General features: G+C 72.8%; 23 protein-coding genes and 1 riboswitch. Of the genes, 7 read left to right on the top strand and 16 right to left on the bottom strand.

Features of this window, described 5'->3' with window-relative positions:
• Positions 1–13: 13 nt before the first annotated feature.
• The 4 genes from C0216_RS06255 to C0216_RS06240 all read right to left on the bottom strand — a co-directional run bounded on the left by C0216_RS06255 (position 14) and on the right by C0216_RS06240 (position 4532).
• Entirely contained in the window at positions 14–997 is a 984-nt protein-coding gene (locus C0216_RS06255; protein ID WP_114054292.1) for a methionine synthase, read from the bottom strand.
• Positions 994–1683, bottom strand: coding sequence for an SDR family oxidoreductase (locus C0216_RS06250; protein ID WP_114054291.1), 690 nt, complete (start codon positions 1681–1683; stop codon positions 994–996). Before C0216_RS06250 ends, C0216_RS06255 begins: the two co-directional genes overlap by 4 nt.
• Positions 1684–1746: 63 nt before the next feature.
• Positions 1747–3390 carry an FG-GAP-like repeat-containing protein gene (locus C0216_RS06245; protein ID WP_114054290.1) on the bottom strand — a complete coding sequence of 548 codons (1644 nt, stop codon included), beginning with the start codon at positions 3388–3390 and terminating at the stop codon, positions 1747–1749.
• Between the two features lie 170 nt (positions 3391–3560).
• Positions 3561–4532 (bottom strand): GlxA family transcriptional regulator, encoded by a 972-nt coding sequence (locus C0216_RS06240; protein WP_114054289.1) that lies wholly within the window; start codon positions 4530–4532, stop codon positions 3561–3563.
• A 113-nt stretch (positions 4533–4645) separates the two neighbouring features.
• Here C0216_RS06240 and C0216_RS06235 point away from each other — a divergent pair, with 113 nt between their 5' ends.
• Entirely contained in the window at positions 4646–5566 is a 921-nt protein-coding gene (locus tag C0216_RS06235) for an NADP-dependent oxidoreductase (protein ID WP_114054288.1), read from the top strand.
• A 42-nt stretch (positions 5567–5608) separates the two neighbouring features.
• On the opposite strand, the gene mnmA is transcribed toward C0216_RS06235, so the two are convergent.
• A complete protein-coding gene (mnmA, locus tag C0216_RS06230) occupies positions 5609–6742 on the bottom strand; it encodes a tRNA 2-thiouridine(34) synthase MnmA (RefSeq protein ID WP_114054287.1) in 1134 nt (377 codons plus the stop codon).
• 68 nt (positions 6743–6810) lie between these two features.
• On the opposite strand from mnmA, the gene C0216_RS06225 reads away from it, so the two are divergent.
• Positions 6811–7494, top strand: a complete 684-nt coding sequence (locus C0216_RS06225; RefSeq protein ID WP_114054286.1) for an N-acetylmuramoyl-L-alanine amidase — start codon at positions 6811–6813, stop codon at positions 7492–7494.
• 10 nt (positions 7495–7504) lie between these two features.
• Here C0216_RS06225 and C0216_RS06220 read toward each other — a convergent pair whose 3' ends face one another.
• The 11 genes from C0216_RS06220 to C0216_RS06170 all read right to left on the bottom strand — a co-directional run bounded on the left by C0216_RS06220 (position 7505) and on the right by C0216_RS06170 (position 19714).
• The gene (locus tag C0216_RS06220; protein ID WP_114054285.1) at positions 7505–8668 is read right to left on the bottom strand and encodes a cysteine desulfurase family protein; all 1164 of its coding nucleotides are present in this window, start codon (positions 8666–8668) and stop codon (positions 7505–7507) included.
• 155 nt (positions 8669–8823) lie between these two features.
• The gene (locus tag C0216_RS06215; RefSeq protein WP_174250351.1) at positions 8824–9678 is read right to left on the bottom strand and encodes a thioesterase family protein; all 855 of its coding nucleotides are present in this window, start codon (positions 9676–9678) and stop codon (positions 8824–8826) included.
• A 58-nt stretch (positions 9679–9736) separates the two neighbouring features.
• Positions 9737–10393, bottom strand: a complete 657-nt coding sequence (locus C0216_RS06210; protein ID WP_114054283.1) for a trimeric intracellular cation channel family protein — start codon at positions 10391–10393, stop codon at positions 9737–9739.
• A gap of 161 nt (positions 10394–10554) precedes the next feature.
• Entirely contained in the window at positions 10555–11649 is a 1095-nt protein-coding gene (locus C0216_RS06205) for an ABC transporter ATP-binding protein (RefSeq protein ID WP_114058487.1), read from the bottom strand.
• A 5-nt stretch (positions 11650–11654) separates the two neighbouring features.
• Positions 11655–12677, bottom strand: a complete 1023-nt coding sequence (locus tag C0216_RS06200) for an ABC transporter ATP-binding protein (RefSeq protein WP_114058488.1) — start codon at positions 12675–12677, stop codon at positions 11655–11657.
• A gap of 95 nt (positions 12678–12772) precedes the next feature.
• Positions 12773–13774, bottom strand: coding sequence for an ABC transporter permease (locus C0216_RS06195; RefSeq protein WP_114054282.1), 1002 nt, complete (start codon positions 13772–13774; stop codon positions 12773–12775).
• A gap of 139 nt (positions 13775–13913) precedes the next feature.
• On the bottom strand, positions 13914–15677 hold the full coding sequence (locus C0216_RS06190; protein ID WP_114054281.1) for an ABC transporter substrate-binding protein: 1764 nt from the start codon (positions 15675–15677) through the stop codon (positions 13914–13916).
• A 41-nt stretch (positions 15678–15718) separates the two neighbouring features.
• Entirely contained in the window at positions 15719–16711 is a 993-nt protein-coding gene (locus C0216_RS06185) for an ABC transporter permease (RefSeq protein WP_114054280.1), read from the bottom strand.
• A gap of 665 nt (positions 16712–17376) precedes the next feature.
• Complete coding sequence (locus tag C0216_RS06180) at positions 17377–18117, bottom strand: enhanced serine sensitivity protein SseB C-terminal domain-containing protein (protein ID WP_114054279.1); 741 nt, start codon at positions 18115–18117, stop codon at positions 17377–17379.
• Between the two features lie 83 nt (positions 18118–18200).
• Positions 18201–18947, bottom strand: a complete 747-nt coding sequence (locus C0216_RS06175; protein ID WP_114054278.1) for an enhanced serine sensitivity protein SseB — start codon at positions 18945–18947, stop codon at positions 18201–18203.
• 83 nt (positions 18948–19030) lie between these two features.
• Positions 19031–19714 (bottom strand): AAA family ATPase, encoded by a 684-nt coding sequence (locus C0216_RS06170; RefSeq protein WP_114058486.1) that lies wholly within the window; start codon positions 19712–19714, stop codon positions 19031–19033.
• Positions 19715–19951: 237 nt separating this feature from the next.
• A riboswitch (glycine riboswitch) is annotated at positions 19952–20055 on the top strand.
• A 182-nt stretch (positions 20056–20237) separates the two neighbouring features.
• Between C0216_RS06170 and gcvT the strand changes: the two genes are divergently transcribed.
• The 5 genes from gcvT (at position 20238) to C0216_RS06145 (ending at position 25473) form a co-directional block, all read left to right on the top strand.
• Positions 20238–21353, top strand: coding sequence for a glycine cleavage system aminomethyltransferase GcvT (gene gcvT, locus C0216_RS06165; RefSeq protein WP_114054277.1), 1116 nt, complete (start codon positions 20238–20240; stop codon positions 21351–21353).
• Positions 21354–21458: 105 nt separating this feature from the next.
• Complete coding sequence (gene gcvH, locus C0216_RS06160; protein ID WP_114054276.1) at positions 21459–21842, top strand: glycine cleavage system protein GcvH; 384 nt, start codon at positions 21459–21461, stop codon at positions 21840–21842.
• Positions 21843–21856: 14 nt separating this feature from the next.
• Positions 21857–23113 carry a serine hydroxymethyltransferase gene (gene glyA / locus C0216_RS06155; protein ID WP_114054275.1) on the top strand — a complete coding sequence of 419 codons (1257 nt, stop codon included), beginning with the start codon at positions 21857–21859 and terminating at the stop codon, positions 23111–23113.
• A 291-nt stretch (positions 23114–23404) separates the two neighbouring features.
• The gene (locus C0216_RS06150; RefSeq protein WP_114058485.1) at positions 23405–24787 is read left to right on the top strand and encodes an L-serine ammonia-lyase; all 1383 of its coding nucleotides are present in this window, start codon (positions 23405–23407) and stop codon (positions 24785–24787) included.
• 164 nt (positions 24788–24951) lie between these two features.
• Positions 24952–25473 (top strand): AMIN-like domain-containing (lipo)protein, encoded by a 522-nt coding sequence (locus C0216_RS06145; RefSeq protein WP_114054274.1) that lies wholly within the window; start codon positions 24952–24954, stop codon positions 25471–25473.
• Positions 25474–25493 lie beyond the last annotated feature (20 nt).

Genomic DNA, 25493 nt, shown 5'->3' with positions numbered 1-25493 from the left:
CCGTCTCGGTTCGTCACTCAGGGTTGTCGGCGAGCGACCTCGCCGCGCGGGCGCAGTGGGCCTGCACCGCGCGGGCGTAGGCGGGCGAGGCGCCCGCGAGGCCGCACGACGGGGTGACCGTGACGGACTCCGCGAGGGTGCCCGGGGCCAGCCCCAGCCTGCGCCAAAGCTTCCTGACACCCATGACGCTACCGCCCGGGTCGGACAACGGGGCATCCGTGCCCGGCACCACTCCGGCGAAGAGCCGCACCCCGCTTTCGACGGCCTCGCCGACCGCGTCGTCCTCGCGCTCCGTGAGCAGTGAGAAATCGAACGAGACTCCGTTGGCGCCTGCGCGGCGGAGCAGGTCGAAGGGGACGCCCGGGGCGCAGGAGTGGACGACGACGTCCCCGTCGTGGACGGCGAACAGCTCGCGCAGGGTCCCCTCGACGACCTGCCGGTCCACGGCCCGGTAGGTCCGGTATCCGCTGGCGGTGCGGATCCGGCCGGTCAGGACGGCAGTGAGCGACGGCTCGTCGAACTGGAGGACGATCTCGGCGCCGGGGATGCGCCTGCGGACGTCGGCGAGGTGCCCGCGCAGCCCCTCGGCGAGGGAGGCGGCCAGGTCGCGGCAGGCGCCGGCATCCTGGAGGGCGGCCTCGCCGCCGTGCAGCTCCAGGGCGGCGGCCAGCGTCCACGGGCCGACGGCCTGCACCTTGAGGCGTCCCTCGTAGCCCTGGGTGAACTCCTCCAGGGCGTCGAGGTCCTCGCCGAGCCAGGACCTGGCGCGCCGGGTGTCGCGGCCGGGGCGGTCGCTGATGCGCCAGCCGCTGGGCTCGACGTGCGCGTACAGGTCGACGAGCAGCCCGAGCGAGCGGCCGATCATGTCGGCGCCGGGGCCTCGGGCGGGGAGCTCGGGCAGGTAGGGGAAGTCCTCGAAGGAGCCGGTGGCGGTCTTGGCGGCCTCGCGGGCGTCGCCGCCGGGAAGGGAGCCGACCCCGGTGGCGTTCGCGGTCACCGGCCCGGCCTCACGGTCAGGTCGTTGACCTCGGCGTCGCGCGGCAGGTCGAGGGCCATGAGGATGGTGGTGGCCACGGACTCCGGGTCGATCCAGGCGGAGGGGTCGTACTCCTTGCCCTCCTGGGAGTGCACCTTGGCCTGCATGGCGGTGGCGGTGCGGCCGGGGTAGACGGAGGTGACGCGGATGCCGTTCGGGCGCTCCTCGGCGCGCAGCGCGTCGGCGAGCGCCTTCAGCCCGTGCTTGGAGGCGGCGTACGCGCTCCAGTCGGCGTGGGCGTTGAGGCCGGCGCCGGAGTTGACGAAGACGACGGTGGCCTTGGAGGCGCGCAGGGTCGGCAGGAGGAGCCGGGTGACCTCGGCGGGGGCGATCAGGTTGACGTTGAGCTGCTGGTGCCAGGTCTTGGGGCGCAGCTCGCCGACGGGCCCGAGGTCCACGATCCCGGCGATGTGCAGGAGGGAGTCGAGCCGGTCGGGCAGCGTCTGCTTGTCGAAGGCCCAGGAGAGCCGGTCGGGGTCGGCGAGGTCGCCGACGAGGGTGCGGGCGCCCGGGTAGCGCTCGACGAGCTGCCGGGCGCGCGCGGCGTCGCGGGCGAGCAGGATCAGGTCGTCGCCCCGGGCGTGCAGGCGGGCGGCGACGGCGGCGCCGATACCGGCCCCGGCCCCGGTGATCAGGTGTGTAGGCATACCGCCCATGCTCGCACCCCGGCGGGACGCCCCGGCTCGCCGGGCCGCCCCGCCGGGGCCGTGTCAGCGGGCGGCGCCGAAGCCGGTGACCGAGGGGTACGGGGTTGCCGTGCCGCGGCCGGGAAGGACGGCGAACCGCCCGTCCGCGGAGGTCGTCCAGACGTCCGGGACGCCGTCGCCCGTGAGGTCCCCGTCGGAGCCGACGCGGGCACCGTGCGCGGTGCCCAGCACCGGGGCGGCTGCCGGGGCGGCGAAGGCCGTGGCGTCGCCGAGCGAGAACGCCCGGATCTCGCCGGTCGTCCGGGAGCGGGCCCACAGGGTGGGGATGTCGGTGCCTTGCGCCCGGCCGGGGGTGAGCAGGTCGTAGTCGGCCCACGGGGCGCCGTCGCCCGACAGGAGCGTGGCGACCTGATCGAGCTGCCCGGTGCTCCCGGGGCCGGCCAGCCACAGCCTGCCGTTCTCCACCCAGGCGACGGAGGTGCGCTCGAGCGCGTTGTCTCGGGGGGCGTCCCCGGACGGCGAGCCGACGGCGGCGAGCGCGGTGATCCCGGTCCAGTCGTCGCCGAAGCCGACCGCAGTGCAGTCGAGTGGCTGCCCTGCCGGGTCCTGGCAGTGGGCGGGCTTGCGGACGCTGACCGGGGCCTGTTCGGTGAACAGTCCGCGGCCGTTGTTGCGGTAGTTGAGCAGCACGCCCGATCCGGGCTGCTGGGCCAGCAGGTCGTCCACGTTCTGGTAGCCGAGCGAGCCGCGGTGGGTGTACCGGATCCCCGTCCAGCCGTCCGCGGGCTGCCCCGGAGCCGCGAGCCGGCGGCCGTTCGCCGGGGACGAGGGGGCTGCGCCGGGCTTGCGCAGGGAACCCCCGTCGTCGGGAACCAGCACGTCCGCAGTGCCGTCGCCGTCGATGTCGCCGTAGGCGACCTTCGGGTTCTGCGGCTGCGGCGCGTAGTAGGTGTGGACGTAGGGCTGCGACACGTTGCCCGCCTCGTCCATCGTCTGCAGGTGGAGCGTGTTGGTACCCCAGGTTCCCGGCGTGACGGCGATGTCGACGGATCCGTCCGTGAGCCGGACGACACGGCTGTCGTGTTCGGCGTCGGCGCATGACCAGCCGACCGACAACGCACCCGTGCCCCAGCGAGCGCAGGCGATGCCCGAGCCCGTGTCGGTGCCGGCGAGGGTGAACGTGCCCTCCTGACCCGCGGTCTTCGCGGGGATGCCACCGCTGCCGGAGGCGGGGAAGTCCGTGGAGGTGATGCCCGCCGTCGGCGGGGTCCGGTCCACCCGGAAGTAGCACCATGCGGTGTACGGGCTCGTGCGGGTGGCGTCCGCGGTGCGGACGCGCCAGGCATAGTGGCCCCCGTCTGCCAGGGCGCCGCCGGGAAGTTCGGTCCGCGCCTCGCCCGCGGGGTGCGGAGCGGCCGGACCGATGTCGGTGCGTTTGCCACCGTACGCGGTGTCCCACAGCTGGAACGTGGTCCGCAGCGGAGTGCCGGCCGGCGAGGCGGTGGTGGCGTACAGGTTGACGTCTCCCAGGCCGATCCACCCCGGTTCGGTGTCGGGGTCGGTGGCGCACGGGGTGGAACGGCCGTCTCCGGCGAAGCCGGGGGCCGGGTTGGAGCGGGGTGCGGTGACAGTGGGCGCGCCGGGATCGCTCCCGGCCGCGACCGCCGGTGAGGCGATCAGGCCCGCACCGAGGGTCGTGAGCACCACGGCAAGGCGTGGTATGGCGGAGCTCGGCTTCATCTCTTGTTCCCCCCTGGAATGATCGTGAATCCGGGGAAACAGCTACCACGGAGGACCTGCGGATCCGAGCGAATTCGTGCGGCGGCGGTCGTTTCCGGACACCGGTGTGGGGCGGGCGGGTGCGGTCGGCTGTGAGGTCAGGCGACTGCGGGGGCGGGGCGGAAGGTGCGGCGGTAGGCGATCGGGGAGGTGCCGAGCGTGTTGCGCATGTGCTGGCGCAGGGAGTTGGCGGAGCCGAAGCCGGAGCGGTGCGCGACGAGGTCGACGGGCAGGTCGCTGGATTCCAGCAAGTGGCGCGCCAGGTCGAGGCGTTGGGCGGTCAGCCACTGCCCCGGGGTCATGCCGACCTCGTCGCGGAAGCGCCGGGTGAAGGTGCGCAGGCTCATCCTGGCCTGGGCGGCCAGCTGGTTGAGCGTGAGCGGTTCGGCAAGGTGTTCCAGGGCCCAGGCGCGCGCCTGGGTGGTGGTGGCGGTGGTGGGCTCGGGCACGGGCCGGTCGATGTACTGGGCCTGCCCGCCGTCGCGCCACGGCGGTACGACGCACAGCCGGGCGGCGCGGTTGGCCACGGCGGTGCCGTGGTCGGCGCGCACGAGGTAGAGGCACAGGTCGATGCCTGCGGCGACGCCGGCGGAGGTGAGGATGTCGCCGTCGTCGACGAAGAGGACGCCCTCGTCCAGTTTGATGCGCGGGAAGGCCCGCTGGAACTCCTGCGCCTTGAACCAGTGGGTGGTCGCGGGCCGTCCGTCGAGCATCCCGGCGGCGGCGAGCACGTACGAGCCGGTGCAGATCGACACGATCCGGGCGCCGGGGCGGATCCGGGCGAGGGCGTCGGCGTGCGCCTGCGACAGCGGTGCGCCGAGGAGGAGTTCGCTCATGGCGTGTGTGGGCGGGATGACGACGGTGTCGGCGGCTTCGAGCGCTTCGGCGCCGGCCGAGACGCCGATCGTGAACCCCGCGTCGCTGGACACGGGCTGCCCGTCGGCGGTGCAGACGGTGACCTCGTAGAGCCGGTTCCCGGAGTCGTCATAGGCGTTGCCGAAGACCCGGGAGGGGATTCCGAGCTCGAACGGGGGGACGCCTTCGAGGGCGAGTACGGCGACGCGGTGCATGGCCGGATTCTGTCACATGGTGGCCGTCTGGCCAGCACCGCGCGGGCCTGCCGGCGGCGAAGCTGGTGCCGTCGCCGGGAAAACCGGTGTGGAAGAGACAAAAGGAGACATCCATGCGTGCCGTCGTCGTCAGCCAGTGGGGCGGTCCCGAGGTCCTCACCGAGACCGAGGTCGACCGGCCCGAGCCGGGGCTGGGCGAGATTCTCGTGCGGGTGCACGCGGCCGGCGTGAACCCCGTGGACTGGAAGACCCGCGCCACCGGCGCCTTCGTCTCCTGGGACCGCATCCCGGTGGTCGGCTGGGACGTCTCGGGCGTCGTCGAGGCGGTCGGGCCGGGTGTGACGCTGTACCGGCCGGGCGACGAGGTGTACGGGATGCCCCGCTTCCCCCGGCAGGCCGGCGCCTACGCGGAGTTCGTGACGGCCCCGGCGCGGCATTTCGCGCGCAAGCCGGCCTCCCTGGACCACGTGCAGGCGGCCGCGCTGCCGCTGGCGGCGCTGACCGCCTGGCAGGCGCTGGTCGACACGGCCGGGGTCACGGCCGGGCAGCGGGTGCTGGTCCACGCCGCGGCCGGCGGTGTCGGCCACCTGGCGGTGCAGATCGCCAAGGCCCGCGGCGCGTACGTGATCGGCACCGCCAGCGCGGCCAAGCACGGGGTGCTGCGCGGGCTCGGCGCCGACGAGCTGGTCGACTACCGAGCCGAGGACTTCGCCGAGGCCGTCTCGGACGTGGACGTGGTGCTGGACGCACTGGGCGGGGAGGTCGCGGAGCGCTCGCTGCGGGTGCTGAAGCCCGGCGGCCACCTGGTGACGCTGCTCGGACCGGATGCCCCGGCCGGGGCGGACGGGGTGCGCTCTTCCTTCGTCGTGGTGGAGCCGGACCTGAGGGGCCTGGAGGAGATCACCGCCCTGGTGGAGCAGGGCCTGCTCAAGCCGCTGGTGGAGACGGTGCTGCCGCTGGAGCAGGCGGCGAAGGCCCACGAGATCGGCGAGCAGGGCCGCACCACCGGCAAGATCGTCCTGACGGTGGCCTGAGCCCGGCCTTGGGCGGGCGGCCGCGGGGGCGGCCGCCCGGCGTCACACCGCGGCGGCGGCGCGGGTGGTCGTGGCGATGGTGGCGGAGCCGACGACGCGGGTGCCGTCGTACAGGACGATCGCCTGGCCGGGGGCCACGCCGCGGACCGGCTCGGTGAAGCGGACGCGCAGCTCGCCGTCGACCAGCTCGGCGGAGACCTCGGTCTCGCCGCCGTGGGCGCGCAGCTGGGCGGTGTACGCGGCCGGGCCGCCGGCCGGCGGGTTGCCGCACCAGCGGGGGCGGATCGCGGTGAGGGCGCCGACGTCGAGGGACTCGGCGGGGCCGACGGTGACCGTGTTGTTCACCGGGGAGATGTCCAGGACATAGCGCGGCTTGCCGTCGGGGGCCGGGTGGCCGATGCGCAGGCCCTTGCGCTGGCCGATGGTGAAGCCGTAGGCGCCGTCGTGGGTGCCGACCTTGGAGCCGGACTCGTCGACGATGTCGCCCTCGGCCTTGCCGAGGCGCTTCGCGAGGAAGCCCTGGGTGTCGCCGTCGGCGATGAAGCAGATGTCGTGGCTGTCGGGCTTCTTCGCGACGGCGAGGCCGCGGCGCTCCGCCTCGGCGCGGATCTCCTCCTTGGTGGTGACCGTGTCGCCGAGCGGGAAGAGGGCGTGGGCGAGCTGCTTCTCGTCGAGGACGCCGAGGACGTACGACTGGTCCTTGGCCATGTCGGAGGCGCGGTGCAGTTCGCGGGTGCCGTCCTCGCCCACGACGATCGTCGCGTAGTGGCCGGTGCAGACCGCGTCGAAGCCTAGGGCGAGGGCCTTGTCGAGGAGCGCCGCGAACTTGATCTTCTCGTTGCAGCGCAGGCACGGGTTGGGGGTGCGGCCGGCCTCGTACTCGGCGACGAAGTCCTCCACGACGTCCTCGCGGAAGCGCTCGGCGAGGTCCCAGCAGTAGAAGGGGATGCCGATGACGTCGGCCGCGCGGCGGGCGTCGCGGGAGTCCTCGATGGTGCAGCAGCCGCGCGCGCCGGTCCGGAAGGACTGCGGGTTCGCGGAGAGCGCCAGGTGGACACCGGTCACGTCGTGCCCGGCTTCGACCGCGCGGGCGGCGGCGACGGCGGAGTCCACGCCGCCGGACATGGCGGCCAGGACGCGGAGGGGGCGGGCGGGGCGCGGCAGGTTCTCAGTCATAGCGCCTTCCAGGGTACGGGGGAACCGTGCGGGGTCACAGTGCGTTGTCGGGGGCAGGGGGTGGGCGCATGGGAACCGTGGAGAAGGCGGGGAAGCCGGCCGGAGGGCCGGGCCGGGGCAGGACGCGCCGGGCCGTGCTGTTCGGGGGCCTCGGCGTCCTCGCCGTGGCGGGCGCGGCCGGGGCGGACGAGGTGCGGCGGCTGTGGTGGCTGCTGCCCGGGGTGTCCAAGCCGCGCAAGGAGGGCGAGCTGGACTACGCGGGCGCGGGCTGGACGGCGGCGTCGCCGGCGAACTGGCGGCTGGCGGACCGGCCGGACGACTACCGGGTCGACCGGATCGTGGTGCATGTCACGCAAGGGGGCTTCGCCTCGTCGGTGGGCGCGTTCCGGAATCCGTGGCACAAGGCGTCGGCGCACTACATAGTCCGCCAGGACGGGCACGTGGAGCAGATGGTCCGCGAGCTCGATGTCGCCTTCCACGCCGGCAACCGCTCGATGAACGAGCGGAGCATAGGCATCGAGCACGTCGGCTACGTGGAGCGGCCGCGGGACTTCACGGACGCGATGTACGCCTCCTCGGCGCGGCTGGCGGCCGACATCTGCCGGAGGTACGGCATACCGGTGGACCGCAGGCACATAGTGGCGCACTCCGAGGTGCCGGGCACCGACCACACCGATCCGGGGCCGCACTGGGACTGGGACCGGTACCTGCGCCTGGTGCGCGCCGAGGTGGCGGCGAAGGGTCCCGCCTGACCGGGCTGCGTCAGGAGAGCCCGGCCGTGCGGGCGCGTGCGACGGCGGGGCCGATGGCGGCGGCCACGGCGGCGACGTCCTCCTCGGTGGAGGTGTGCCCGAGGGAGAAGCGCAGGGTGCCGCGGGCCAGCTGCGGGTCGGTGCCGGTCGCGAGGAGGACGTGGCTGGGCTGGGCCACGCCGGCGGTGCAGGCGGAGCCGGTGGAGCACTCGATGCCCTGGGCGTCGAGCAGGAGCAGCAGCGAGTCGCCCTCGCAGCCGGGGAAGCTGAAGTGCGCGTTCGCCGGGAGCCGGTTGTCGGGGTCCCCGCCGAGGACGGCGTCGGGCACGGCGGCGCGCACGGCGCGGACCAGCTCGTCGCGCAGTCGCCCGACCTCCGCGGCGAACCGCTCGCGCCGCTCCGCGGCGAGGACTGCGGCGACGGCGAAGGCGGCGATGGCGGGCACGTCGAGGGTGCCGGAGCGGACGTGCCGCTCCTGGCCGCCGCCGTGCAGGACGGGCACGGGGGTCTGGTCGCGGCCGAGCAGCAGGGCGCCGATGCCGTAGGGGCCGCCGATCTTGTGGCCGCTCACGGTCATGGCGGCGAGCCCGCTGTCCCCGAAGCGGACGTCGAGCTGGCCGACGGCCTGGACGGCGTCGGAGTGCAGCGGGACGCCGAACTCGGAGGCCGCTTCGGCCAGTTCGCGGACCGGCATGACGGTGCCGATCTCGTTGTTGGCCCACATCACGGTGGCGAGTGCCACGTCGCCGGGGTTGCGGGCGATCGCGCCCCGCAGGTCCTCGGGGCTGACGCGGCCGTACCGGTCGACCGGCAGGTACTCGACGCGGGCGCCCTCCTGCTCGGCGAGCCAGTGGACGGCGTCGAGGACGGCGTGGTGCTCGACGGGGCTGGTGAGGACCCGGGTGCGGGCGGGGTCCTGGGCGCGGCGCGCCCAGTAGAGGCCCTTGACGGCGAGGTTGTCGGCCTCGGTGCCGCCGGCGGTGAAGACGACCTCGCTGGGCCGGGCGCCGAGGGCCTCGGCGAGCGCCTCGCGGGCCTCCTCGACGGTCCGGCGGGCGCGCCGGCCGGCGGCGTGCAGGGAGGAGGCGTTACCCGTGGCGGCGAACTGCGCGGTCATCGCCGCGGCTGCCTCCGGGAGCATCGGAGTGGTGGCGGCGTGGTCGAGGTAGGCCATGATTTCCCGATTCTACGAGCCCCGGGGGGCCCGGGACCCATTCCGCCCCCGCTCCGGCCCGCGCAGGACCGCGCAGGACCGGGCGCGTACGACGGCTCCGGCCCCGGCCCCCGTCAGCGGGGGCCGGGGCCGGGGCGGGGCCGTGTCGGCGCGGGTCAGCTCCGCGGGGCGCGGGCCAGCTGGCGGGACTGGGCGACCAGGCGGTCCTCGGAGTCCCAGACCTCGGCGTCCTCCTCCAGGAAGCCGCCGGCCAGGTTCCGCGTGGTGATGGAGATCCGCAGCGGGCCGGGGGCGGGGCGGCGGCGGACGTGCGCGGTCAGCTCGACGGTCGGGCTCCAGCCCATCATGCCGAGGTTGAAGCAGGTCGGCGGGAGCGCGTCGACGGCGAGGAGCAGGGACAGCGGGTCGGCGTCCCGGCCGTCGGCGAGCTCGAACCAGGCCCGCATCTCGCCCTTGCCGGAGGGTGCGCCGAGCGCCCAGCCGGCGGTCGCGGGGTCCAGCCGCAGGCGGAGGCGGTCGACGATGGCGTTGCTGCCGGGGATGGGGGCCGGGCCGGCCTCCGGGCCGAGGCAGGCCTCGTAGGGCGGCATCGCGGGCGGGAGGGCGGTGGTGCGGACGTCGTCCGGGAGGGCGGCGAGGTCGCCGTAGGAGGCGACGACCCGGATCCGCTCGACCTCGGCGCCGCTCTCGTCGTACTGGTACAGGGAGGCCTGGCCGGTGGAGAGGGTGCGGCCGACGCGGACGGCCTCGGTGCGGATGACGGCGGGGCCGGGCTCGCTGGAGGTGAGGTAGTGGGCGGAGACCGTGAAGGGGTCCGGGTGCGGGAGGGCCGCCGCCAGCGCCCTGCCGACCATGGCCAGCAGGTAGCCGCCGTTGACGGCGGTGATGATCGTCCATCCGGCCGAGAGCTCGGCGTCGTACACCCCGGGCTCGCCGGGCCGCTCGGTGATGGTGGTGTCGCGGTCGAACTCGCTGTCGCCGATGGAGGCCTGGGCTGCTGCGTATGCCATGCGGCCGAGCCTACAACCGAAAGCTACTAAGCGGTAGCTTTTCGACAGGACGTCCCGGTCACGGCTCCTCGGACACCGCGGAGCGGCGGTTCCAGGCCAGCGGCGCCCGCCAGTGGAACTGCATGGCCAGCAGCCGCAGCACGAAGGTGGTGACGATGGCGGCGGCCGTGGTCAGCGCGTTCAGCGCGTCGAAGGCGATGGAGAGGGCGATCATCGCCGCGCCGACGGTCGCGGGCACGGCGTACATCTCGCGGTCGCGCAGCAGCGTGGGCACCTCGTTGGCGAGGACGTCGCGCAGGACGCCGCCGCCGACGGCGGTGGCCAGCCCGAGCGCGGCGGACGCGGTGAGGCCGAGCCCGTACTCGTACGCCTTCGTCGTGCCGGTCACGCAGAACAGGGCCAGGCCCGCCGCGTCGAAGACCTTGATGGCGCGGTTGATCCGCTGCACCTCGGGATGGAGGAAGAAGACGAGGGCCGCGGCGATGAGCGGCGTGACGAAGAAGCTGAGCTCGCCGAAGGCCGCCGGCGGGACGGCGCCGATGACGATGTCGCGGAAGAGGCCGCCGCCCAGGGCGGTCACCTCCGCGAGGACGGCGATGCCGAAGACGTCGAAGTTCTTGCGCACGGCGAGCAGGGCGCCCGCGGTGGCGAAGACGAAGATGCCCGCGAGGTCCAGGGCGTGCTGGATGCCGGGCGGGAAGAGGTCGTGGAGCACCGCCCCATTGTGCCGCCCGCCCGCCTCCGGCCCGCCGGACGCCCGCCTGACGGCCCCGCGGACAGGCCGGCAACCCCGCGGACAGGCCGGCGGCCCGGACACCGACCGCTACTCGGTGTCCGGGCCGCCGGACGAAGGTGCCCCACGGGCAGGCCGTCTGTCTAGGGCGTCACCGCGGCCAGGGCGTCCGCCGCACCCGGGAGGGCCGGGTCGCCGGGGGCCTGGTCAGGGGCGTTCTCGGGGTGGTGGCAGGCCACTTGGTGCCCCGCGGCCAGGGATGCCAGCGGCGGCTCCTTCACCGTGCAGATCTGCGTCGCCTTCCAGCAGCGGGTGTGGAAGCGGCAGCCGCTCGGCGGCGAGATCGGCGAGGGCACGTCGCCCTTGAGCAGGATGCGCCCGCTCTTCGCCCCGCGCCGGCGCGGGTCCGGCACGGGCACGGCCGACAGCAGCGCCTTGGTGTACGGGTGCATGGGGCTCTCGTACAGCGAGGTGCGGTCGGTCAGCTCGACGATCTTGCCGAGGTACATGACCGCGATGCGGTCCGACACGTGCCGGATGACCGACAGGTCGTGCGCGATGATCACGTACGTGAGGCCGAGCTCCTCCTGGAGGTCGTCCAGCAGGTTGACCACCTGGGCCTGGATCGACACGTCCAGTGCGGACACCGGCTCGTCGGCGACGACCAGCTTCGGCTTGAGCGCCAGGGCGCGGGCGATCCCGATGCGCTGGCGCTGCCCGCCGGAGAACTCGTGCGGGTAGCGGTTGTAGTGCTCCGGGTTGAGGCCGACCAGCGACAGCAGGCGCTGCACCTCCGCCTTGAGCCCGCCCTCCGGCGCGACGCCCTGGAGCTTGAACGGCGCGCCGACGATCGTGCCGACCGTGTGGCGCGGGTTCAGCGAGCCGTACGGGTCCTGGAAGATCATCTGCACGTCGCGGCGCAGCGGCCGCATCCCGGCGACCCCGAGGTGCGTGATGTCGCGGCCCTCGAACTCGACCGTGCCGCCGGTGGGCTCCAGCAGGCGGGTGATCAGCCGGCCCATCGTGGACTTGCCGCAGCCGGACTCGCCGACGACGCCGAGCGTCTCACCGCGCCGGACGTCGAAGTCGATCCCGTCGACGGCCTTGACGGCTGCGACCTGCCGGCGCAGCAGCCCCTTGTTGATGGGGAAGTGCTTGACCAGCCCGGTCACCTTCAGCAGCGGCTCTTCGGCGTCCGCCTCGGGCGCGCCCGCCGCGGCCGTGTCCTTCTTCGTCATGTCGGTCACAGCTTCGGCGCAATCTCTTCGGTCCAGATCCGGGTCCGCTCCTCCTGCGCCATGTGGCAGGCCGACCAGTGCCCGCTGCCGTCCTCGGTCAGCTCGGGGCGGCGGGTGCGGGTGACGCCCCCCTCGGGGACGTCCGCGTACGGGCAGCGCGGGTTGAACGCGCAGCCGCTCGGGATGTTGATGAGGCTGGGCGGGGAGCCCTTGACCGGGATCAGGCGCTCGGTCTGCTCGCGGTCGATGCGCGGCATGGAGCCGAGCAGCCCCCAGGTGTAGGGGTGGCGGGGCTCGTAGAAGACCTTCTCCGCGGTGCCGCGCTCGACGCAGCGGCCGCCGTACATCACGAGGATGTCGTCTGCCATCTCGGCGACCACGCCCAGGTCGTGCGTGATCATGATGACGGCTGAGCCGAACTCCCGCTGGAGGTCGCGGATCAGGTCGAGGATCTGCGCCTGGACGGTGACGTCGAGCGCGGTGGTCGGCTCGTCGGCGATGAGCAGCTCGGGGTTGTTGACCAGCGCCATCGCGATCATCGCGCGCTGGCGCATGCCGCCGGAGAACTCGTGCGGGTAGGCGTCCACGCGCCGGTGAGGCTCGGGGATGCCGACGCGGTCGAGCATCTCGACGGCGCGCCTGCGGGCGGCCTTCTTGTCGGTGTCGTGGTGCGTCAGGTACGCCTCGACGATCTGCTTGCCGACGGTGTAGTAGGGGTGCATCGCGGAGAGCGGGTCCTGGAAGACCATCGCCATCTTGCGGCCGCGCAGGGTGCGGACGTGGTCGGCGTCCGCCTTGACGAGGTCCTCGCCGTCGAGGACGACCTCGCCGGAGATGTGCGGGCGGCTGCGGGCGTTGCCGGTGCGGTGCAGGCCCATGACGGCCAGCGAGGTCACCGACTTGCCGGAGCCGGACTCGCCGACGATGCCGAGCGTCTTGCCGCGCTCCAGGTCGAAGGAGAGCCCGTCGACGGACTTCACCAGGCCGTCGTCGGTCGGGAAGTGCACCCTGAGGTCGCGTACCGACAGGAAGGCGCCGCTGCGCGGGCCCGCCTGCTCGGGGACGAACGCGGGGCCGGCGGCGGCCGCGGCGGAGCCGCCGGAGCCGGCGGTGGGGTTCTCGGTCACGTCAGCCTCACGCGCGGGTCGATGACGGCGTACAGCAGGTCCACGATCAGGTTGGCCATCACCACGAACAGTGCGGCGAGCAGGGTGACGCCCATGATCACGGGGAGGTCGCCCTGGCCGATGGCGGCGACGGCGGCCGTCCCGAGGCCCTGGAAGTTGAAGGTCGTCTCGGTGAGCACGGCACCGCCGAGGAGGCCGCCGAGGTCGAGGCCGAACATCGTGACGATCGGGGTGAGGGTGGAGCGCAGGGCGTGCTTGCGGATGACCACGCCCTCCTTGAGGCCCTTGGCGCGGGCGGTGCGGATGTAGTCCTCGCCGAGGACCTCCAGCATCGTGGCGCGGGTGATGCGGGCGTAGGTGGCGGCGAAGAGGAAGGCCAGGGTGATCCAGGGCAGGATCAGGGCGTTGAGCCAGGCCGCCGGGTCCTCGGTGAGCGGTTTGTAGTTGGAGACGTCGAGCCAGCCGAGGCTGTAGACGAAGACCGCGGGGGCGACCATGCCGGTGAAGAAGATCGGCAGGGAGACGCCGGCGAGGGCACCGACCATGACGGTGCGGTCGACGGCGGTGCGGCGCTTGAGCGCCGAGACGACACCGGTGGCGACGCCGGCGAGGACCCAGATGACCGCCGCGCCGAGCGCGAGGGAGAGGGTGACCGGCATGCGGTCGACCATGGTGTCCCAGACGGGCGCCTCGGTCTTGAACGAGTAGCCGAAGCAGGGTGCTTCGCAGTGGGTGGTCTCGGTGCCGCCGTCGTAGTCGCGGCCGACGAAGATCCCCTTGACGAAGGTCAGGTACTGCTCGGAAATGGGCTTGTCGAAGCCCATCTTCACGCGGATGCCCGCCAGGGCGGTCTCGTTGGTCTCGCGGCCGGCGTACATGAGCGCCGGATCGCTGCCAGTGATCTTGGGGACCGCGAAGAAGATGCCGAAGGTGACCACGGAGACCACCAGCAGCGTGGCGGCGACGTTGAACAGCCGCCGTATGAGGTAGACGAGCACTGCAGTCGGCCGCCGGGGCGGGCGGCCGCCGCCCCTCGTGGGGACGGCAGCCGCCGCCTGCGGCCTTCACCTGCCCTTCGGACTAGCGCATGTGCGGTGAAGGCACTTGCCTGTTGTTACGTGGCGACTCGCCCGGTGGCTACTTGCCGACGCCGATCACGGCGAGGTCGATCTTGCCCATGGAGTCGTTGAAGTAGACGTTCGTCAGACGGGGGTTGTGGTAGACGAAGGCCTTGTCGAAGTTGATGGGAAGGTAGAGCGCCTTCTCCATGACCTTCTTGTTGATCTCGGTGTAGAGCGGCGCGGCGGCCTCGGGCGACGCGGCGTCGGCGGCCTTGTCGAACAGCCCGTTGATCTCCGGGTCGTTCAGCTCCGCGTAGTTGTGGTTGCCGTTGGGCTTGATGAACGAGCCGTCGACGAGCGGCTGGAGGAAGCCCGAGCCGGAGTTGTAGTCGGCGCCCCAGCCCATGACGATGATGCCGTAGTTCTTCTTCTTCACGTTCTCGGGCGAGCCGACGGTGGAGGAGGAGAGCTTGCCGTCGTACTGGTCGATGGTGGCCTTGATGCCGACCTTGGCGAGCGAGGCCTGGAGGGACTCGGCCGTCTTCACCTCGGGGGCGCGGTTGTTGCGCACCGCGATCGTGGTCTCGAAGCCGTCGGGCTTGCCGCAGGCCTTGAGGGCCTCCTTGGCCTTGTCCTCCTGCGGCTGGCCCTTGGTCAGGCCGAAGGGGTCGTAGCTCTTGTCGGAGCCGGGCACACCGGGGGGCAGCATGTTGGCGCCGAGGTCACCGCTGGTCGGGCCGCCGCGGGCGGTCTGCAGCGACTTCGGGTCGGCCGCGTAGATGACGGCCTTGCGGCAGTCGATGTTGTCGAGCGGCGCGACCGACTGCGCGAAGGCGAAGTAGCGGATGTACCCGGTGAAGGGGTTGTCCGCGTTCTTCTTGAGGTTCGGGTCCTTCAGGACCTTGTTCTTCGCGGCCTGCTGGAGGCCGGTGCCGTCGACCGCGAGGTCGATGTCGCCGGAGAGCAGGCGGGCGTCCATGTCGTCCGGGTTGGTCGTCACCGTGAAGGTGACCTTGTCCGGCAGGCCCGTGCGGATGGTGTCCGTCTTCGGGTCCCAGTTCTCGTTGCGGACGAAGGTGGCGCCCTTGCCGGCGGTGAAGCTCTCGACCTTGTACGGGCCGGTGGAGACCGGCTTGTTCGTGTACGTGGCGCCGGTGTCCTTGGCCATCGGGACCGGCGACGAGGCCGGCATGGCCAGCAGGTAGCTGAAGTCGGAGTTGGCGCTCGCCAGGTTGAAGACGATCGTCTTGTCGTCCGGCGTCTGGACGGACTTCAAGCCCATCTTCCCGGGGTCGGTGTCCTTGTACGGGCCGGGGTACTTCTGGCCCTGGTCCAGGATGTCCATCAGGTAGGTCGGGCCGCCGGAGAGCACGTCCTGCGCGAAGACGCGCTCGATGCCGTACTTGATGTCCTTCGAGGTGATCGGCGTGCCGTCCTCGAACTTCACGCCGTCCTTCAGCTTGAGGGTGTACGTCTTGCCCTCGTTGCTGATGACCGGGAGGGCCTCCGCGAGGTCCGGGACGAGCTTCGTGCCCGCCTCGCCCGGCTTGCTGTCGTACGCGAGCAGCTGGCGGATGTAGAGGCGCTGCATGTTCCACACGAAGCCGTAGTAGGCACGCGCCGGGTCGAGGTAGTCGACGTCCTGCGGCGACCAGAGCTTGAGCTCGCCGCCCTTTTCGGTGGACGGGTTGACCACGCCGGTGGTGGCGGCGTTGAAGGCGGCGCCGCCGGCGCCCTTCGCCTCGGACTTCTTCTCGCCGTCGCCGCCGCCGCACGCGGCGGTCAGCGACAGGGCGGCGATCACGGCGGTGATCGCGAGTGCCTGCTTTCTGCGGATCACGGTGGTCCAACCTCCAGTGGTGGGTGAATCGGTGAAGCGGTTCAGCTGCCCTTGGGGTCGAGTGCGTCGCGCAGCCCGTCCCCGAAGAGGTTGAACGCCAGGACGGTGATGAAGATCGTCATGCCGGGGACCACCATGTACATGGGGTCGTCCTGGTAGATGGGGACGGCGTCGGAGAGCATCTTTCCCCAGGAGGCGGTCGGCGGCTTGACGCCGGCGCCGAGGAAGCTGAGGGCCGCTTCCGTCAGGATGTTGGTCGGGATGATCAGCGTCGCGTAGACGAGGATCGGGGCGACCAGGTTCGGCAGCAGCTCCTTGACCAGGATGTAGCCGCGGCCGGCCCCGAGGCTGCGGGCCGCCTCGACGTACTCGCGCTCGCGCAGGGAGATCGTCTGGCCGCGGACGATGCGGCCGATGTAGGGCCACCCGAAGAAGCCGATGACGACGATCAGCACGCCCATGCGGACGCCGGAACCCTCGAATCCCCAGAGGGAGTTGGGGACGACGGAGACCAGGGCGATGGTGAACAGCAGCTGCGGGAAGGCCAGCAGCAGGTCCATCGTGCGGCTGATCAGGCCGTCGACCCAGCCGCCGAGGAAGCCGGCCAGGGCGCCGAGGAAGCTGCCGATGGCGACGGAGACGAAGGCGGCGAGGAAGGCGACGACCAGGGAGATGCGGGCGCCGTAGACGATCCGGCTGAACACGTCGCGCCCGTTGGTCGGTTCGACGCCGAGCAGGTGCTCGGAGCTGATGCCGCCGAAGGAGCCGATCGGCGTGCCGAGGTCCGGGTCGATCAGGTCCTCGTGGAACTCGTTGGGCGGGTGGCCCAGCACGCTCACGATCTGCGGCGCGAACACCGCCACCAGGATCAGGAGGATCACGACCATGCCGCCGGTCAGCGCGACCTTGTCGCGCTTGAGCCGCATCCAGGCGATACGGCCGGGCGAACGGCCCTCGATGGCCTTCGCCGGGACATCGGCTACGGACACGGGTGCGGGGGTTTCCGCGCTCGTGTCATGCAGTGGTGCCGTCATCGTGGTGGGGACCCCTCTCGGCCGGCGGGTCGCCGGCCCATGCCCGCCGCTGTGGCGGCGTTGGTGCGGAGTGGCGCTGGAGTTGCGTCGCGGCACGCAGCAGGGGCGTGCCGGGGTGCGGGACGTGCGCGGTGCGGGACGTGCAGGACGTGCAGGACGTGCGACAGTGCGGGACGTGCGGCAGTGCGGGGTGTGCGGGACGCACGGGACGTGCAGCGGTGCGGGAGGTGCAGAAGTGCTGGACGTGCGGGTGGTGCTGTGCTCGGTGCGGTGCGTGCGGAAAGCAGGGCGGAGCGGCGAGCGGTGTGCAGGTGAGCCGGGTCCTTCCCGGGGGCGGAGCGGCTCTTGGGTGGGGAGTCTTCATCGGCGCGTCGATCAGCCGCCAGACCCGCAGATGAATGGATGCGCAACCGTGATGTGAGGGTCCGATTCCCGTTATCCGGACTCCGGTGTCGGCTCAGCGGAGCAACACCGTCCGTTCGGTACGCATGCGGACATGGTGCCCAAGGGGCCTCAGGAGCACGCCTTTTGGGTGTTCAAGGGCAGCGAAATCCGGACAAGGCGAAGGCCGCGGGGAGCGGCTGCGAAGCCGGTGCTCCCCGCGGCCCGGAGAGGTCGCGCGGCAGGTGCGTCCACGGATCGGACGGGGCCCTTGTGGCCGGTTCTCAGTAGGCCGGGGCCTGCCCCTCGCGGTCGTAGAACGGGCGCGTCTGCGACCGGAGCCACATCGCGACGGGGTCGTGCTCGTCGGCGAGCGCCACCGTGCAGACCGGCACCCCCTCGGGCACCGCCCCCACGGACTGGCGCATCATCTCCCGTACGGACTCCAGCGCGGGCGCGGACGCGTCGTACAGGTCGAGGCCGACCGCGAGGTACGGCGAGCCCAGCGCGGGCTGCACCCAGGCGCGGCGCAGCGACCGCACGGCCGGGGTGCGGTGCGCGTGCTGGGTCAGCAGCCCGTAGAACTGCGGGAGCTCCAGGGCCGGCTCGGACAGCCGCAGCGGGCCGGCCGGCATCCGGTCCAGTCCGGTGGCGATCCGGCGCAGGTCGGCCCAGGGGATGCCGAGGCCGCCTCCCTGGGCGTGCGGGTTGAGCCAGAGCCCCCACCGGTCGGGGTAGAGGGCGCGGGCGATGTCCCGGCCGGTGACGACCTCGTAGCCCCGGTTCCAGCCGCTGGCGGCCAGTTCCCGGGGCGAGGTGACGCACGGGGCGTAGCCGAGGCCCTCCAGCTCCATGCCGCCGTACTGGGCGTCCGGGGAGCCTGGAGAGCCCTGCCAGAGCAGCATCCACAGCCGGCCCTCGGCGAGGGCGTGCAGAAGTGACTCGTAGCTCTCGTAGCGCCCGGGAGTCACTTGGCGCATCACGTGCTCGACCTGCCCGGCCGCGGCCGTGCCTGACGCACTCACCGGTACCCCCTCCTCGTCCGCCCGCGTAGACCCGCTGTCCAGGCCACTCGTGCGGCCAGGAGATGTCACCAGCTTAAGCGGCGCTAGGGGACGTAGAAGGGGCGTACGCGCGTAACGATGTGGTCGGCGACGGGGTCGCCGGCGGCCTCGGGGGCGTCGAGCAGCACCAACTGGACGGGCCAGGGCGCCGGGACGCGGCCCAGGGCCCGGCCGAGGGCCTCCAGGGGGACGGCCCGCAGGCCGGGGTCCGCTCCGACGAGCCGGACCGCGATGTAGAGCTCGGGCGCGCCGCCCTCGACGCTGGCCAGGCAGCGGTACGCGGCGGCCACGGCGCCGGTGGCGCGGAACTCCTCGGAGGCCGCGGCCAGGAGGTCCACCGGGTCCTCCTGCCAGTCGGGCTCGTAGAGGCGGACGCGGGCGCCGGAGGCGGGCCCGTCGAGCTCGGTGCGGCCGGCGCGGCACAGGGCGGCGACGGCGGGCGGGGGCAGGGGGGCGCCGACGGCGCCCTCCGGGTTGACGGCGATGCCGAGCTGGGGAGGGAGGCCGCGGGCGAACTCGGCGGCGGGGGCCACCGCGAAGTCCATGGCGGTGCCCACGCAGGCGCGGAACTGCGACGCGGAGCTGTAGACGGGGACGTACGCCGCCCCGCCGATGTCCATGGTGGGCAGCGCGAGGGAGGCGCTGTCGGGGCCGCCTCCGGCGGGCAGCGGCACCCAGACGGAGCTGCGGCCGAGGACCTCGACGATCCGCGGGCCCGCGTCCGGCGCGCCGAGGGCGGCGCCGAGCACCTGCTCCAGCTCGTTCTCCGGCCAGCCGCCGTCCCCGCCCATGTCCGCCTCCGCTCGTCGCGCCGTGTTCCGCGCCCGAGGGTAGCCGCCCGCGCGGCCACGCGCGGTCCGGCCCCCGCGGCCGGTCAGGCAGCCGGCCGGACGGCCGGGGGCGCCGGCCGGAAGGCTATACGGGTCAGCCGGGCGGCCGCGGGCCGGTCCAGGAGGACCACCGACGCGCAGCCGGCGGGCAGCGGCCCGGTCTCGGCGGCCCGGAGCAGGCGGTCGACGGCGGCCCGGTGGCGGGAGAAGGCGTACGCCGACACACCGCGGCCGCGCGCCTGCTGCCCGGCCAGGGCCTCCTCGGGGGTGGCCACGAGGAGCACCAGGTGCAGGGCCCGGCCGCGGCGCCGGGCGGCCGCGGCGAGCAGCCCGCGCACCCAGGCCTGCGTCCCGCAGTCGTGGACGACGACGGAGGCGCCGGAGCGCAGGGCCTGCCACATCCCCCAGTAGTGGGCGATCCGCACCAGCGGCCGGTAGGCGGCGTACGGCAGGACGCGGGGCATGCGGCGCTCCCAGCGCTCGCGCACGTCCTGCGAGTCGATGCCGAGGCCTTCGGCGGCGCGCTTGATCAGCGTGCTCTTCCCGCCGCCGGGCAGGCCCGAGACCACGACGACGTCCCCCTCGGCGAAGCCGAGCCGCTCGGGGCCGCTCCCGCCGGTGCCGCGCAGGTCGCGCACGGACCCGCGGCACGCTCCCGCCGCCGGCCGGGCCGGCACCCCCTCCGCCGTACCCGCCGTGGCCAGCACTCCGAACCTCCGCACACCGATCGCCTCCCCCGCACGGGTCACCGGGACCCATTCCCACCCAATGTAAAGGGACGGTAATACGGCGTCCCGGGTTTGCGTCGGCGCGTCCGCCCGGCGGACGCCCGCCCGCGCCGGCCCCCGCCCCGCCCCGCCCCTCCGGCCTTTGGCGGATGGAACGGTCTTTCGGGCCCGCGCACCCGTTCTCCGGCACCTCGTGCAATGATGTGCGCCATCTGGACCAACTGCATACCGGCCGCTTGAATCCGCGCGGGAGAGTCCCGGCAGGCCGCGAGGCCGCGCCCGGGCGCCGAAGGAGCAAGTACCTCCCTTGAATCTCTCAGGCCCCGTACCGCGTGGATGAGGCAGATCTGAAAAGCGAGCCGCGCCCCGCCCGTCCCCCGCGACGGAGCCGGGGGGTGCTCCACCCAAGGTGCAAGTCGGTGATCCCGCTCCCGGGAACTCTCGGCGAACCTCTCAGGTTCCGATGACAGATGGGGAGGAACGTCCTCGTCATGTCATGCCCTGGGACCCGGGAGCCACACCCATGAGCAATGCCCCCCGCCTGACCGCGCTCGATGCGCTGCACCGCTCGCTCGGTGCGACCATGACCGACTTCGCCGGCTGGGACATGCCCCTGCGGTACGGCAGCGAGCGCGACGAGCACAACGCCGTGCGCACGAAGGCCGGCCTGTTCGACCTCTCCCACATGGGCGAGATCACCCTGACCGGGCCGGAGGCCGTCAAGGCCCTCGACTACGCCCTGGTGGGCAACATCTCCACCGTCGGCGTCGGCCGCGCCCGCTACACGCACATCTGCCGGGAGGACGGCGGGATCCTCGACGACCTGATCGTCTACCGCCTCGGCGAGACCGAGTACATGGTCGTCGCCAACGCCTCGAACGCCCAGGTCGTCCTGGACGCCCTCACCGAGCGCGCGGCCGGCTTCGACACCGAGGTCCGCGACGACCGCGACGCGTACGCGCTGATCGCGGTGCAGGGGCCGGAGTCGCCCGCCATCCTGGCCTCGCTGACGGACGCCGACCTGGACGGCCTGAAGTACTACGCCGGCCTGCCGGGCACGGTCGCGGGCGTCCCCGCGCTGATCGCCCGCACCGGCTACACCGGCGAGGACGGCTTCGAGCTCTTCGTCTCCCCCGCGCACGCCGTGGAGCTGTGGCAGGCGCTGAGCAAGGCCGGCGAGGGCCGCGGCCTGGTGCCGTGCGGCCTGTCCTGCCGCGACACGCTGCGCCTGGAGGCGGGCATGCCGCTGTACGGGCACGAGCTGACCACCTCCCTGACCCCGTTCGACGCGGGCCTGGGCCGGGTCGTGAAGTTCGAGAAGGAGGGCGACTTCGTGGGCCGCGCCGCCCTGGAGGCCGCTGCCGAGCGCTCCGCCTCGAACCCGCCGCGCAAGCTGGTCGGCCTGGTCGCCGAGGGCCGCCGGGTCCCGCGCGCCGGGTTCCCCGTCGTGGCCGGCGGCCAGGTGGTCGGCGAGGTCACCTCCGGCGCCCCGTCCCCGACTCTCGGCAAGCCGATCGCCATGGCGTACGTCGACGCGGCACACGCCGAGCCGGGCGCCTCCGGCGTCGGCGTGGACATCCGCGGTACCCATGAGCCGTACGAGGTCGTCGCCCTGCCCTTCTACAAGCGGCAGAAGTAGACCCCGACGCGTCGGCACGCCCGCACGCTCCCGCCTGCCGGGCCGAGTCTCGACAGGCAAGACAACCGTTCGTCCGCACTCCCCCGCATCCAGGAGAATCAGGCCATGAGCAACCCCCAGCAGCTGCGTTACAGCAAGGAGCACGAGTGGCTGTCGGCCGCCGAGGACGGCGTCGCGACGGTCGGCATCACCGCGTTCGCGGCCAACGCGCTCGGTGACGTCGTCTACGCCCAGCTCCCCGCCGTCGGCGACACCGTGACCGCGGGCGAGACCTGCGGCGAGCTGGAGTCGACCAAGTCGGTCAGCGACCTGTACTCCCCCGTCACGGGCGAGGTCGTCGAGGCCAACCAGGACGTCGTGGACGACCCGTCGCTCGTCAACAGCGCCCCCTTCGAGGGCGGGTGGCTCTTCAAGGTGCGCGTGTCGGAGGAGCCGGAGGACCTGCTCTCCGCCGCCGAGTACGAGCAGCTCACCCTTTCCGGCAACTGAACCAGGGACCGAAGATGTCCGTTCTGAACACCCCGCTCCACGAGCTCGACCCCGACGTCGCCGCCGCCGTCGACGCCGAGCTCGCACGCCAGCAGTCCACCCTGGAGATGATCGCGTCGGAGAACTTCGCTCCGGTCGCCGTCATGGAGGCCCAGGGCTCGGTCCTGACCAACAAGTACGCCGAGGGCTACCCGGGCCGCCGCTACTACGGCGGCTGCGAGCACGTCGACGTCGTCGAGCAGATCGCCATCGACCGGATCAAGGCGCTCTTCGGCGCCGAGGCCGCGAACGTCCAGCCGCACTCCGGTGCGCAGGCCAACGCCGCCGCGATGTTCGCGCTGCTGAAGCCGGGCGACACGATCATGGGCCTGAACCTGGCCCACGGCGGTCACCTGACCCACGGCATGAAGATCAACTTCTCCGGCAAGCTCTACAACGTGGTCCCGTACCACGTCGGCGAGGACGGCCAGGTCGACATGGCCGAGGTCGAGCGCCTCGCCAAGGAGTCCAAGCCGCAGCTGATCGTCGCCGGCTGGTCCGCGTACCCGCGCCAGCTGGACTTCGCCGCCTTCCGCCGCATCGCGGACGAGGTCGGCGCGTACCTGATGGTCGACATGGCGCACTTCGCCGGCCTGGTCGCCGCGGGCCTGCACCCGAACCCGGTGCCGCACGCCCACGTCGTCACCACCACCACGCACAAGACCCTCGGCGGTCCGCGCGGCGGTGTCATCCTGTCGACGCAGGAACTGGCCAAGAAGATCAACTCCGCGGTCTTCCCCGGCCAGCAGGGCGGCCCGCTGGAGCACGTGATCGCCGCCAAGGCGGTCTCCTTCAAGGTGGCGGCCTCGCCCGAGTTCAAGGAGCGCCAGGAGCGCACCCTGGCCGGCGCGAAGATCATCGCCGAGCGCCTGGTGCAGGACGACGTCAAGGCCGTCGGCGTGGACGTCCTCTCCGGCGGCACCGACGTGCACCTGGTCCTGGTGGACCTGCGCAACTCGGAGCTGGACGGCCAGCAGGCCGAGGACCGCCTCCACGAGATCGGCATCACCGTCAACCGCAACGCCATCCCGAACGACCCGCGGCCCCCGATGGTCACCTCGGGCCTGCGGATCGGCACGCCGGCCCTGGCCACCCGCGGTTTCGGCGCCGAGGACTTCACCGAGGTCGCCGACGTCATCGCCGAGGCCCTGAAGCCGTCCTACGACGGCGAGGCCCTCAAGGCGCGCGTCTCGGCGCTCGCCGCGAAGCACCCGCTGTACCCGTCGCTGTAAGGCCGCGGCTCCAAAGGCCCGGCCTTGTGTCCCACAGGGCCGGGCCTTTCCCATGGCCGGGGCCGGCGGCGCGGCGCGCCACCGGCCCGCAAGCCGCCGTACAGGCCGGCGTCACCGGCCCCCTCACGACCTGACGTACGCTGATTAACCGGGCAAGGGCGCCCACGAGGCGATCTTTGCCCGCAATCCCTGCAAAGTCCGCCCCCTCCGCCGGCCGCCTCGCCCCCGCTGCGAGAGCGACGCGGCGGTTCGCTCCCCGCCACCGCGGGGGTGACCCTGGAGTCCGCCACCGTGGCCATTTCCGTCTTCGATCTCTTCTCGATCGGCATCGGTCCGTCCAGCTCGCACACCGTCGGCCCGATGCGCGCCGCCCGCATGTTCGTCAACCGGCTGAAGAAGGACGGCCTGCTCGCCCAGACCGCGTCCGTCCGCGCGGAGCTGTACGGCTCGCTCGGCGCGACCGGCCACGGCCACGGCACGCCCAAGGCGGTGCTGCTGGGCCTGGAGGGCCACTCCCCGCGGACCGTGGACGTCGAGACCGCCGACGACGAGGTGGAGCGCATCCGCAGCACGGGCCGGCTGCGCCTGCTGGGCACGGAGATAGGGAGCGCGCACGAGATCGCCTTCGACGAGCCGAACCAGCTCGTCCTGCACCGCCGCCGCTCCCTGCCGTACCACGCGAACGGCATGACCCTCTTCGCGTACGACGCCGCCGGCACGCCGCTGCTGGAGAAGACGTACTACTCGGTCGGCGGCGGCTTCGTGGTCGACGAGGACGCGGTCGGCGAGGACCGGATCAAGCTCGACGACACCGTGCTGAAGTACCCCTTCCGCTCGGGCGACGAGATGCTGCGCCTCGCCAAGGAGACCGGCCTGTCGATCTCCTCCCTGATGCTGGAGAACGAGAAGGCCTGGCGCACGGAGGAGGAGATCCGCGAGGGCCTCCTGGAGATCTGGCGGGTCATGCAGGCCTGTGTGTCGCGCGGCATGTCCCGCGAGGGCATCCTCCCCGGCGGCCTGCGCGTCAAGCGCCGGGCCGCGGCCACGGCGCGGCAGCTGCGCACCGAGGGCGACCCGATGATGCACCGCAGCGAGTGGACGACGATCTACGCCATGGCGGTCAACGAGGAGAACGCGGCGGGCGGCCGCGTCGTGACGGCCCCGACGAACGGCGCGGCGGGCGTCCTGCCGGCCGTCCTGCACTACTACGTGAACTTCGTGCCCGGCGCGGACGAGGACGGCGTGGTCCGCTTCCTCCTCGCCGCGGGCGCGATCGGCATGCTGTTCAAGGAGAACGCCTCGATCTCGGGCGCCGAGGTCGGCTGCCAGGGCGAGGTCGGGTCGGCCTGCTCCATGGCGGCCGGCGCGCTCGCGGAGGTCCTGGGCGGCACCCCGGAGCAGGTGGAGAACGCGGCCGAGATCGGCATGGAGCACAACCTGGGCCTGACCTGCGACCCGGTCGGCGGCCTGGTGCAGATCCCGTGCATCGAGCGCAACGGCATGGCGGCGGTGAAGGCCGTCACGGCGGCGAAGATGGCGATGCGCGGCGACGGCTCCCACAAGGTCTCCCTCGACAAGGTCATCAAGACCATGAAGGAGACCGGCGCCGACATGAAGATCAAGTACAAGGAGACGGCGCGCGGCGGCCTCGCCGTCAACGTCATCGAGTGCTGACACCGGCCGGCTGAGCCGGGCGGACGCGGGCAGAAGGGGCGGACCCCACCAGGTTCACCCCTTCTGCCCGATTTTTTTGCGTTTTGCTGCAACCATGGGCATGCACGGCGTGTCTTCAGGAGCGACAACCTGTCCCCGTCTCTCGAAAGAACAGGGGGGACGCCATGAACCACCTGCGCCGCCGGCGGACCGCGGCCCTGGCCACCGGAGTCCTGCTCACCGCCGCCCTCGCCCTCGCCGCACCGGCCTCCACGGCCGCGGCCCCCTCCGGCCGGGCCCCGGCCACCCCGCTCGTCGTGGGCGCCCGCTGGGCCGGGCACTGCGCGTATGACCGGATCGTCATCGACCTGAAGGGGTACGTGCCCGACGCGGACGTCACCCGCGTCCCCGCGCTCCACCAGGACGGCTCCGGGGCGCCCGTCCCGCTGGCCGGGAAGCACTTCCTCCAGATCCGGCTGCACCCCGCCGCGGCGCACCTGCGCTCCGGCGAGGGCACCTACCGCGGGCCCAAGCTGGTCCGGACGAACCTGCCCGCGCTCAAGGGCCTCGCCATGACCGGCGACTTCGAGGGGTACGTCACCTTCGGCGCCGCCTTCGACAGCAGGCCCTCGTACAAGGCGTTCACGCTCCGCTCGCCCGACCGGTTCGTGGTCGACATCGCGCACCGGAACGTGTGCTGCGGCTGACCGGCACCGGCCGGGCCGCC

This window comes from Streptomyces globosus, from assembly GCF_003325375.1.
In the GTDB taxonomy this organism is placed as follows: domain Bacteria; phylum Actinomycetota; class Actinomycetes; order Streptomycetales; family Streptomycetaceae; genus Streptomyces; species Streptomyces globosus_A.
This window is presented reverse-complemented; position numbering and strand designations above follow the sequence as displayed.

What these genes read in the sequence shown, in the direction of transcription:
- C0216_RS06250 (WP_114054291.1), bottom strand. Translation starts at nt 1,683, where the DNA reads ATGCCTACACACCTGATCACCGGGGCCGGGGCCGGTATCGGCGCCGCC.
- C0216_RS06240 (WP_114054289.1), bottom strand. Translation starts at nt 4,532, where the DNA reads ATGCACCGCGTCGCCGTACTCGCCCTCGAAGGCGTCCCCCCGTTCGAG.
- C0216_RS06235 (WP_114054288.1), top strand. Translation starts at nt 4,646, where the DNA reads ATGCGTGCCGTCGTCGTCAGCCAGTGGGGCGGTCCCGAGGTCCTCACC.
- mnmA (WP_114054287.1), bottom strand. Translation starts at nt 6,742, where the DNA reads ATGACTGAGAACCTGCCGCGCCCCGCCCGCCCCCTCCGCGTCCTGGCC.
- C0216_RS06225 (WP_114054286.1), top strand. Translation starts at nt 6,811, where the DNA reads ATGGGAACCGTGGAGAAGGCGGGGAAGCCGGCCGGAGGGCCGGGCCGG.
- C0216_RS06220 (WP_114054285.1), bottom strand. Translation starts at nt 8,668, where the DNA reads ATGGCCTACCTCGACCACGCCGCCACCACTCCGATGCTCCCGGAGGCA.
- C0216_RS06215 (WP_174250351.1), bottom strand. Translation starts at nt 9,678, where the DNA reads ATGGCATACGCAGCAGCCCAGGCCTCCATCGGCGACAGCGAGTTCGAC.
- C0216_RS06205 (WP_114058487.1), bottom strand. Translation starts at nt 11,649, where the DNA reads ATGACGAAGAAGGACACGGCCGCGGCGGGCGCGCCCGAGGCGGACGCC.
- C0216_RS06185 (WP_114054280.1), bottom strand. Translation starts at nt 16,711, where the DNA reads ATGACGGCACCACTGCATGACACGAGCGCGGAAACCCCCGCACCCGTG.
- C0216_RS06175 (WP_114054278.1), bottom strand. Translation starts at nt 18,947, where the DNA reads ATGGGCGGGGACGGCGGCTGGCCGGAGAACGAGCTGGAGCAGGTGCTC.
- gcvT (WP_114054277.1), top strand. Translation starts at nt 20,238, where the DNA reads ATGAGCAATGCCCCCCGCCTGACCGCGCTCGATGCGCTGCACCGCTCG.
- gcvH (WP_114054276.1), top strand. Translation starts at nt 21,459, where the DNA reads ATGAGCAACCCCCAGCAGCTGCGTTACAGCAAGGAGCACGAGTGGCTG.
- glyA (WP_114054275.1), top strand. Translation starts at nt 21,857, where the DNA reads ATGTCCGTTCTGAACACCCCGCTCCACGAGCTCGACCCCGACGTCGCC.
- C0216_RS06145 (WP_114054274.1), top strand. Translation starts at nt 24,952, where the DNA reads ATGAACCACCTGCGCCGCCGGCGGACCGCGGCCCTGGCCACCGGAGTC.